This window comes from Peptococcus niger, from assembly GCF_900101835.1.
GTDB lineage: Bacteria > Bacillota > Peptococcia > Peptococcales > Peptococcaceae > Peptococcus > Peptococcus niger.
This window is the reverse complement of the sequence record NZ_FNAF01000024.1, coordinates 1-7,197: the sequence shown is the minus strand read 5'-3', so window position 1 is coordinate 7,197 and position 7,197 is coordinate 1. Positions and strand designations below refer to the sequence as shown.

At 39.7% G+C, this 7,197-nt stretch carries 12 protein-coding genes; all 12 read left to right on the top strand.

The window, feature by feature from the left end; all coding sequences use genetic code 11:
• The coding region (locus BLQ16_RS09450; RefSeq protein ID WP_200781919.1) for a JAB domain-containing protein at positions 1 to 335 on the top strand (335 nt) is incomplete at its 5' end.
• A gap of 19 nt (positions 336 to 354) precedes the next feature.
• A complete protein-coding gene (locus BLQ16_RS09445; RefSeq protein ID WP_091792431.1) occupies positions 355 to 675 on the top strand; it encodes an ArdC family protein in 321 nt (106 codons plus the stop codon).
• Positions 648 to 1,232 (top strand): ImmA/IrrE family metallo-endopeptidase, encoded by a 585-nt coding sequence (locus BLQ16_RS09440; RefSeq protein WP_144019697.1) that lies wholly within the window; start codon positions 648 to 650, stop codon positions 1,230 to 1,232. The genes BLQ16_RS09445 and BLQ16_RS09440 overlap by 28 nt, the downstream gene beginning before the upstream one ends.
• 35 nt (positions 1,233 to 1,267) lie before the next feature.
• A complete protein-coding gene (locus BLQ16_RS09435; RefSeq protein WP_242868994.1) occupies positions 1,268 to 1,789 on the top strand; it encodes a DUF3990 domain-containing protein in 522 nt (173 codons plus the stop codon).
• Positions 1,786 to 2,025 (top strand): hypothetical protein, encoded by a 240-nt coding sequence (locus BLQ16_RS09430; RefSeq protein WP_091792471.1) that lies wholly within the window; start codon positions 1,786 to 1,788, stop codon positions 2,023 to 2,025. Before BLQ16_RS09435 ends, BLQ16_RS09430 begins: the two co-directional genes overlap by 4 nt.
• Before the next feature lies 1 nt (position 2,026).
• Positions 2,027 to 2,224, top strand: coding sequence for a DUF3791 domain-containing protein (locus BLQ16_RS09425; protein ID WP_091792470.1), 198 nt, complete (start codon positions 2,027 to 2,029; stop codon positions 2,222 to 2,224).
• Between the two features lie 484 nt (positions 2,225 to 2,708).
• A complete protein-coding gene (locus tag BLQ16_RS09595; RefSeq protein WP_144019702.1) occupies positions 2,709 to 2,921 on the top strand; it encodes a hypothetical protein in 213 nt (70 codons plus the stop codon).
• A gap of 139 nt (positions 2,922 to 3,060) precedes the next feature.
• The gene (locus BLQ16_RS09420; protein ID WP_091792469.1) at positions 3,061 to 4,560 is read left to right on the top strand and encodes a CHC2 zinc finger domain-containing protein; all 1,500 of its coding nucleotides are present in this window, start codon (positions 3,061 to 3,063) and stop codon (positions 4,558 to 4,560) included.
• A gap of 13 nt (positions 4,561 to 4,573) precedes the next feature.
• Positions 4,574 to 5,170, top strand: coding sequence for a hypothetical protein (locus tag BLQ16_RS09415; RefSeq protein WP_091792468.1), 597 nt, complete (start codon positions 4,574 to 4,576; stop codon positions 5,168 to 5,170).
• A complete protein-coding gene (locus BLQ16_RS09410; RefSeq protein ID WP_159428081.1) occupies positions 5,145 to 5,939 on the top strand; it encodes a BRO family protein in 795 nt (264 codons plus the stop codon). The genes BLQ16_RS09415 and BLQ16_RS09410 overlap by 26 nt, the downstream gene beginning before the upstream one ends.
• A 53-nt stretch (positions 5,940 to 5,992) precedes the next feature.
• Positions 5,993 to 6,916: a BRO-N domain-containing protein gene (locus BLQ16_RS09405; protein WP_159428080.1), complete on the top strand. Its 924-nt coding sequence runs from the start codon at positions 5,993 to 5,995 to the stop codon at positions 6,914 to 6,916.
• A 92-nt stretch (positions 6,917 to 7,008) separates the two neighbouring features.
• Positions 7,009 to 7,197 (top strand): hypothetical protein (locus BLQ16_RS09400; RefSeq protein ID WP_144019701.1); only part of this gene is annotated, 189 nt, incomplete at its 3' end.

The following is a 7,197-nucleotide window of genomic DNA, read 5'->3' as shown; positions in this document are numbered from 1 at the left end:
CGGAAAGGCTTGTCGTTGAGCAGTTCGGCATCTTACTTTTGGATACCAAGCTCAAGCTTATGGGTTACAGCATTGTTTTTACTGGCGGTATTAGTAATTCTCTTGTGGAGCCAATCCCGGTTTTTCAAAGAGCTATTTTGGCAAATTGTCAAAATATAATTCTTTTTCATAATCACCTAACCGGTGATTTGACGCCTAGCAAAGAGGACTTAATGCTAACCAAGAGGTTATCTGAAGGTGGAAAAATATTAGGTATTAGCGTGCAGGATCACTTTATCGTTAATCATAAGGGAGAAGCCAAGAGTTTACGCACGGATTATCCTAGCTATTTTTAAGAGTGAAAGGAGAATAATTATGGATAAAGTAAAAGAATTAATGGAGCAATTAGAGGGAGATCTAGAGGAACTCTTTGAGTCGGAAAAATATATTCGCTGGCTCACAACTTTGAGCAAGTTCCATCGGTACTCGTTCTACAATACGATTCTCATTGCTTCTCAGCGACCGGATGCTGGCTATGTAGCCGGTTTTCAGGCTTGGAAAAAGAAATTTAATCGGCACGTTAAGAAAGGGGAAAAGGCCATAAAAATTCTTGCCCCCATCATTAGACAGACTGATGAAGTAAAAAAGATGAATTGGGTCGGCCAGTGTTGGATAAAGATGGTCAGCCAATTTTAGAGGAGCGGTTGATAGGCTATCGGATCGTTTCAGTTTTTGATATTTCCCAAACTGAAGGAGAGGAGTTGCCGGCACTTAGTTCACAAGATTTTTTGGACTGCGGTGTTGAAGGCTACCAGAAACTCTTTTCGGCCCTTAAACAGGCTTCTCCGGTTACGGTCCGCTTTGAGGAAGTCAACGATGGTTCTCATGGTTACTTTTCACGAAACAAGCAAGAAATTGTGTTAAAGCAAGGAATGAGTCAGGCAGATACATTAGCTACGCTTTTTCATGAAATGGCTCACGCCAGTTTGCACAATAATGAAGAGGCTAAGGAAGTGGACAGACATATCAAGGAAGTAGAGGCTGAATCCGTGGCCTATGTTCTGTCTACTCATTTCGGCCTTCCATGCGAAGAAGTGAGTTTGGCATATATTGCGGGCTGGGCCTCTGCTGATAAAGATAAGATGGGCATTTTGAAGAACTCCATGTCGAGGATAAGAGGGGCTGCTTCAAGATTATTAACAGAGATTGAAAAGGAGCTGAAGAAGAGCAAGTCCTCGCAAATGATTGCCTGAGTGTGCTATAATAAAAGAAAAAAGGTTGAAGTAATATGGGTAAATCTTGGGAAAACCTATTTGCAAAAGAACCACTGCATCTATATCATGGCAGTAATGTAGTTGTTGAAAACCCTAGGATAATTAAGCAGGATAGATATCTAGATTTTGGTTTTGGGTTCTATACTACAACTAACTCTGCTCAAGCTAAAAGCTTCGCAAAAAAAGTAGCCGAAAGACGCAAGGTAGGCCAACCGGTAGTCAATAAATATATACTCTCTAAGAGCGAGGAGCTTATGCAGTGCTCGCTACTTACTTTTGAATATGCTAATGAAAGTTGGTTAGACTTTGTATCGGCTAACCGTAATGGGGTTTATGCAGGCGATAAATTCGATCTGATCTTTGGATCTGTTGCAGATGATAGCGTATACCAGACGCTTACTTTATATGAGACGGGGTTATTAAACAAGGCTCAAACAATAGAAGCATTAAAAATTAAAAAACTTTTTAATCAGTTGGTGTTTACTTCGGAAAAAGCTTTGGCCTGTCTACAATTCGAAGGGTGGGAGAGAATATGAATGACAATCAGTATAGCGCCATACTTGGACTAAAAATTCCACCGATTATTGACAAGATAACGGAGAACAGTAATTTAAGTACTCTTGAGGCTATAAGTTGCTTCTATCAGTCGAATCTTTATCGAAAATTGGCGGATGAAAGCTTAAAACTATGGCACTACGGAACATTAACACTCTACACAATGTTTCAAGATGAATTGCTAACAGGAAGGTTTGATTACCCGGAGGGGATTTAGGATGACTAAGGCTGAAGAGTTCCTCATTTTTTATTTGGAGCGCTATCGCTATTACAAGGGGCTTTCGGGAGAAGATGTAGAAAAACTCTTTCAGTCAAAAGGCGTTAGCGAGTATATCCTTAGGCATTTTGGCGCTCTTCATGTAATGAGTGAGGAGGCCGTTATTAATGAAATTGATGAATTTTTAAGTGAACCATAAATAGTCAGCGCGCTTTCTTTTGAAGAAGGCGTGCTTTTTTGTTGCTTAGTTTATGATGTGGGCGCTTTGCTTTCTCTGTTTTCCGATAAGATTAAAGAGGAGAAAGAACGGCAAGCAGGGTTTTAGACTAGAATAATGCCTTCCACTCTGGAAGGCATTTTTAAGGAAGTATATTGACCATGAAGTTCTAACGTTGTACAATATTGTTATATTGAAGTAATCTTGAAGCCGTTGCGATTCCGGAAGCGCATGGTGGTTTTACCCAAGTGGGCAGCATAGGCCGGGATGCTGATGAAAGGCCAGTATATATACTGGTTGATGTCTTGCGAGTAATCGTAAGAATTTAACGAACGGGGATGTAAGAGCCTAGGATTTTTGCGTCCTTTTTAAGAGAAATTAGAGATATGTAAGAGAGCAAGCGCTTTCAAGCATATCTCTTTTTTTATTGGAAAATATTTGCGAATTAGATAAGGAGAGAAGAATCATGGAAGAAATCTGGGAATATTGCCCGAATTGTGAGACGGAAATAGGTCTATTGTGGGATCTGGAAATGCTGGGCTATAAGGCCTTCTGCCCTTCTTGTGGAGAGCGTTTAATGCTTTGTGACGCCTGTCAGCATCGTAGTGATGATAGGTTTCTAGATGACTGCAACTATTCCAGTGATAGCAATTCTTGTCGCTTTAATAGTGGGAAATAGGAGGAAAAATAATGGCTAATATATCTGAAGCATATGGTTTTGAAGAAAACAATTAGAATAATTAAAGTTGGATATTGGAGATATGTAAGAGAAAGCTAGCCTTTCCTGCATATCTCTTTTTTTATTTAGGAGGAGAGCCATGCTAAAAATAGATATAAACGACATCGTTAATCTTTTAGGTCTGACAAGACAGCCCAGGGCTGCTCGCGCCGGGTCATATAATGTCCGCTGTCCTTTTTGTGGTGACACCGGCTACCATCTAAACGTGAATACCCAAAAGAACGTTTATAACTGCTTTAAATGCAGTGGTGGAGGCGCCCTTGATTTGTACAGCCGGGCCAGATTTGGCCGCAGATACAAGAGCGGGGACCATGAAGTGCTTGCGGCTTTATTTGAAGAACTGAATATTTCTCAAGAAGAAAATCATAGGGCCTCTGATTATAAGCGTAGTAGAGAGGACTATTATGAGGAAAATGCCATCTATCCGGCAGAGGATAGTAAGCTAAATGAAGCTTACTCCGGCCTTCTGGCATTTAAACCTTTTGCCTTAACAAATTCCCATTTTGGGAATCTGCTCAGTCGAGGATTAAGCGAAGAAAGTATTCAAAGAAACGGTTACCGAACTATTCCCGAAGATCTGTCTTTTATTGAAAAATGTCCGGATTTTTTAGAAATAGCAGTGCCCTTGCAAAAGTCTCTTTATGCCAAAGGTTTTAAAAAAAGTATTTACCAGATTGCAACAGGCCTAATTGTTGCAGATGGATTAATCAAGCGAGGTATTTCCCTTGCCGGTGTACCGGGTTTTTATAAGCTCGGTGGTAAATGGATTTTTAACCTCTCGTCAGGGATGCTTATTCCTACTAGGAATATGAAGGGTGAAATTGTAGGACTACAAGTCCGAAGAGATAGTAGTGACTTGCGATACCTTACCATTTCCTCTAAAGGGCTGCCTGAAGGTGTGACAGACCATATATCCAGGACCCATTTCCCCTTAGCCAATCCGGATTTAAGAAAGTGCTTTTCAATTATGCTCACAGAAGGGCCTCTAAAAGCCGATGTCGCCTGCGAATTATCCGGTGGCGGCACTCCTTATATGGCTCTTCAAGGGGTAAATAACCGAGCTGATCTGCCGATGGTTTTTGCTGCAATGAAAAAACAGGGAATAAGAAGCGTTGTCAATACCTTTGATATGGATAAGATCACTAATCCTCATGTAGCTGCTGCATCTAGGAGCTTGGAAAAATTAATCAGCTCTCATGGACTGAAGTCAGAAATAGAGCTATGGGATGAGGTTGGAGCAAAAGAAATGTTAGACCGACTTTTATCTATAGCTAAAGAAAGAGGCGTTGAGGTTCAGCTGGAAGTTACAGATACAGTTTATATGGCAGCTAGTTACGCTGCGCAGGTGCTTTATCGGTCAGGTAAAGCTGAAGACTTCTTTAAAGAGAAAAAATATTGGCCACCTCAAACTAAAGGAATAGATGACTATTTGCTCAGCTTAAAGAAGGCAAGAGAAGTAAATCTTATTTCTTTTCCGACTCAGAATGAGCAAGAAGTTGTCTCAGAAGAAAAAAATCAAGGGAAAAGCAGTTTTATGGCTAGTGCAGCCCATAAGGTTTTAACTGCGCTTAATAGATAAAAGGAGATTAATTATGCAGGATACGAAAACTTTAAGTAAGGTCGTTGCCTGGGATAATGTTAACCGATTCATATTAAAAATGACGGTTTCAATTGATGAGCATAACTTGGTGGAGGCGAGTTACTATATCTATAAAATGGTGGGATATTCACTAGAAGATATGCATGGACTCGTTATTGAAGAGTTTGAAGAAATTGGAACTTTTGGCGAGGAGTTCAATTATGATCCTATCAAGGGAGAGTATAGTTGGACAAAAAACATGACCTTCGAGCAAATAGAGGATTTTCTCTTTGGTAGTAGTTCTTGGGATAATGGATGTATGAAAGGATATTTTGCATCGCCGTATTACCCCATCCTTGAAAATGCCGGTCAGAATCTTGAACCTTCGGAATACATGGAGGGGTTATCACCTGAATTAGAGGTGATGATTTCTCTATGTAAACGCCATAGCGGTAAAGAGGTTTCCAATCAACTTGCCGGTTTCATTATCTACTGGTTTGAAGCGCTAGAAGAAGTAGAACCGGAAGCGGTTCGAAAAGATATTAATGCTGAGAAAACAGTTACAGGACAAGGGGGAACTGAAGATGGAAAACAAAATGGAAGTTTTTAATAACGAAGTATTTGGTAGTGTTAGAACTTTAATACATGAAGATGTAGTTTGGTTTGTAGCTAAGGATATATCTCAAATATTAGGATATAAAGAAACAGCTAACATGCGCAAGTTAATTGAGAAAGAAGATTATACAGAAATAAACCCGCAAAGCTTTGATACAGCTGGGTTCGTCCAAAATGGAATGTCTAGATTTGAGCCTAATCCGAATGTAAAACGTATGCTTTTGGTTAATGAAAGTGGATTATATCAAGCAATTTTCAATAGTACTCTACCTGAAGCTAAAGCATTTAAGCGTTGGATTACCCATGACGTTCTCCCTTCCATCCGTAAGCACGGAGGCTATATTGTCGGGCAGGAAACGATGGATGATATGGAGCTACTTTCTAGGGCAGTCCTTCTTGCTAATAGTGTGATAGAAGAAAAACAGCAGGTTATTGAAAGCCAACGAAAACAGATTAAAGAAATGGATCCCAAAGCTAAATATTATGACGCTTTGGTGGCGATTAATCACTTGACTAACTTTAGGGATACAGCGAATCTTTTTGGTCTAGGGCAAAAAATCTTTATTAACTGGCTCTTAGCTAAGAAATTTATCTACAGAGATAAGCGCCAGCGTCTACTTCCGTGTAGTAATAAGAACAGAGGTTACTTCAGACTCAAGGAATGGGGATATGGCCTAGAAAAAGCAGGCGTTCAAACGCTTATTACAGCTAAAGGTCGGTCCCATTTTTTGGAACTCTTGGATGAAGAAGGATTGTTGGCGTAGTTATAAAGATGTATTTACTGAAAATAATTAAGGTTATACAAAGGGGAATGACAATGGAAATGAAAAATTTTGCAGAAGGTACTATCCGCACTTTTAATAGAACTCAAGCATATCGGATCCGGGCTTTCATTGAAAATGGCGAACCATGGTTTATCGCTTCAGATGTTTGCCGAGCTTTAGGCATTATCTATCCTTACGAGGCTTATAAGATGCTAAAACCGGAAGATAAAATGAAAAAGAAAATTCCTTCAGTGGCCAACTGTGTTTCCGAATGGGGAGTTTATCAGATTATCCTTTCTTGTAAATCCAGTCATGATGAAGAACAAATTTCTTTTGTTAAAGATTGGATCCGAGGAGAGATTATCCCGGCGCTTCAAGAAGATTACCCTACGGGAGATGAGGAAAGAATTCGGCCTGAAAGCAAGCTTTATAAAAGCTTTGCCCTGAAAACCTTCTTAGGGAAGTCGGTTCTAACAATAGAAGATGTGGCCTTTCTTTTAGAGTGTAATATACAGACCGCTAAGTGGTTGATTGATCATCATAAAATAAAAAGCTATGAGATTCCCGGAAGTGCTGTTGAGCTTTTCAAAAAAGAAAATAAAATCCGGCATCTAGCCATGATGGAAAATGGATGTCTGGACCTCTATCGCAAAAATGATGTATATGAACTTTTACGGATATATCGACCGGAAGCTTTCGAAAGACGTCGATTAGACGCTCTGGATAGCGAAGAAGTGAAGGAGACCTCGGCACCTGAACAGGATGTAAAGCTGGCCGTTTATCAAGTGCAAACCTTACTTACCTTTGCAGGTGACTGGGAGGGTTCTGCTGAAGCAGAAAGTTATTATAATTTTGCAGCAGACCTTCTTATCCGAATTGGCGATTGGGATGATAAGACAGTTAAAGATTTATATAATCAAGAACATTGGGATTATGGTCTTATTAAAGGACTTGCTGTCGCAGCAAGCATGGTGTGAGTAAAAAAAGTAAATAATGGAATAAAAGAGATATGTTAAAAAGCTAATCTTTAGGCATATCTCTTTTTGCTTTTTTATAAGGAGAAAAAGAAATGAAAGAAATGGAGTTAGGTTTCAACAGCGAAAGTATAGTTGACGAAAATAAATATCATGAAGAGACCATCTATAAGCAAGAAGTTGTTATGGAGCGCTCAGCTATATATGACGATGAGCTTACAAAAATAGCTGATAAGTTGGACAGCGTCGCTAATGCTGCAATTTGCATAACAAAGCTCATGCGA

What these genes read in the sequence shown, in the direction of transcription:
- BLQ16_RS09595 (WP_144019702.1), top strand. Translation starts at nt 2,709, where the DNA reads ATGGAAGAAATCTGGGAATATTGCCCGAATTGTGAGACGGAAATAGGT.
- BLQ16_RS09420 (WP_091792469.1), top strand. Translation starts at nt 3,061, where the DNA reads ATGCTAAAAATAGATATAAACGACATCGTTAATCTTTTAGGTCTGACA.
- BLQ16_RS09405 (WP_159428080.1), top strand. Translation starts at nt 5,993, where the DNA reads ATGGAAATGAAAAATTTTGCAGAAGGTACTATCCGCACTTTTAATAGA.
- BLQ16_RS09425 (WP_091792470.1), top strand. Translation starts at nt 2,027, where the DNA reads ATGACTAAGGCTGAAGAGTTCCTCATTTTTTATTTGGAGCGCTATCGC.
- BLQ16_RS09410 (WP_159428081.1), top strand. Translation starts at nt 5,145, where the DNA reads ATGGAAAACAAAATGGAAGTTTTTAATAACGAAGTATTTGGTAGTGTT.
- BLQ16_RS09430 (WP_091792471.1), top strand. Translation starts at nt 1,786, where the DNA reads ATGAATGACAATCAGTATAGCGCCATACTTGGACTAAAAATTCCACCG.
- BLQ16_RS09415 (WP_091792468.1), top strand. Translation starts at nt 4,574, where the DNA reads ATGCAGGATACGAAAACTTTAAGTAAGGTCGTTGCCTGGGATAATGTT.
- BLQ16_RS09445 (WP_091792431.1), top strand. Translation starts at nt 355, where the DNA reads ATGGATAAAGTAAAAGAATTAATGGAGCAATTAGAGGGAGATCTAGAG.
- BLQ16_RS09435 (WP_242868994.1), top strand. Translation starts at nt 1,268, where the DNA reads ATGGGTAAATCTTGGGAAAACCTATTTGCAAAAGAACCACTGCATCTA.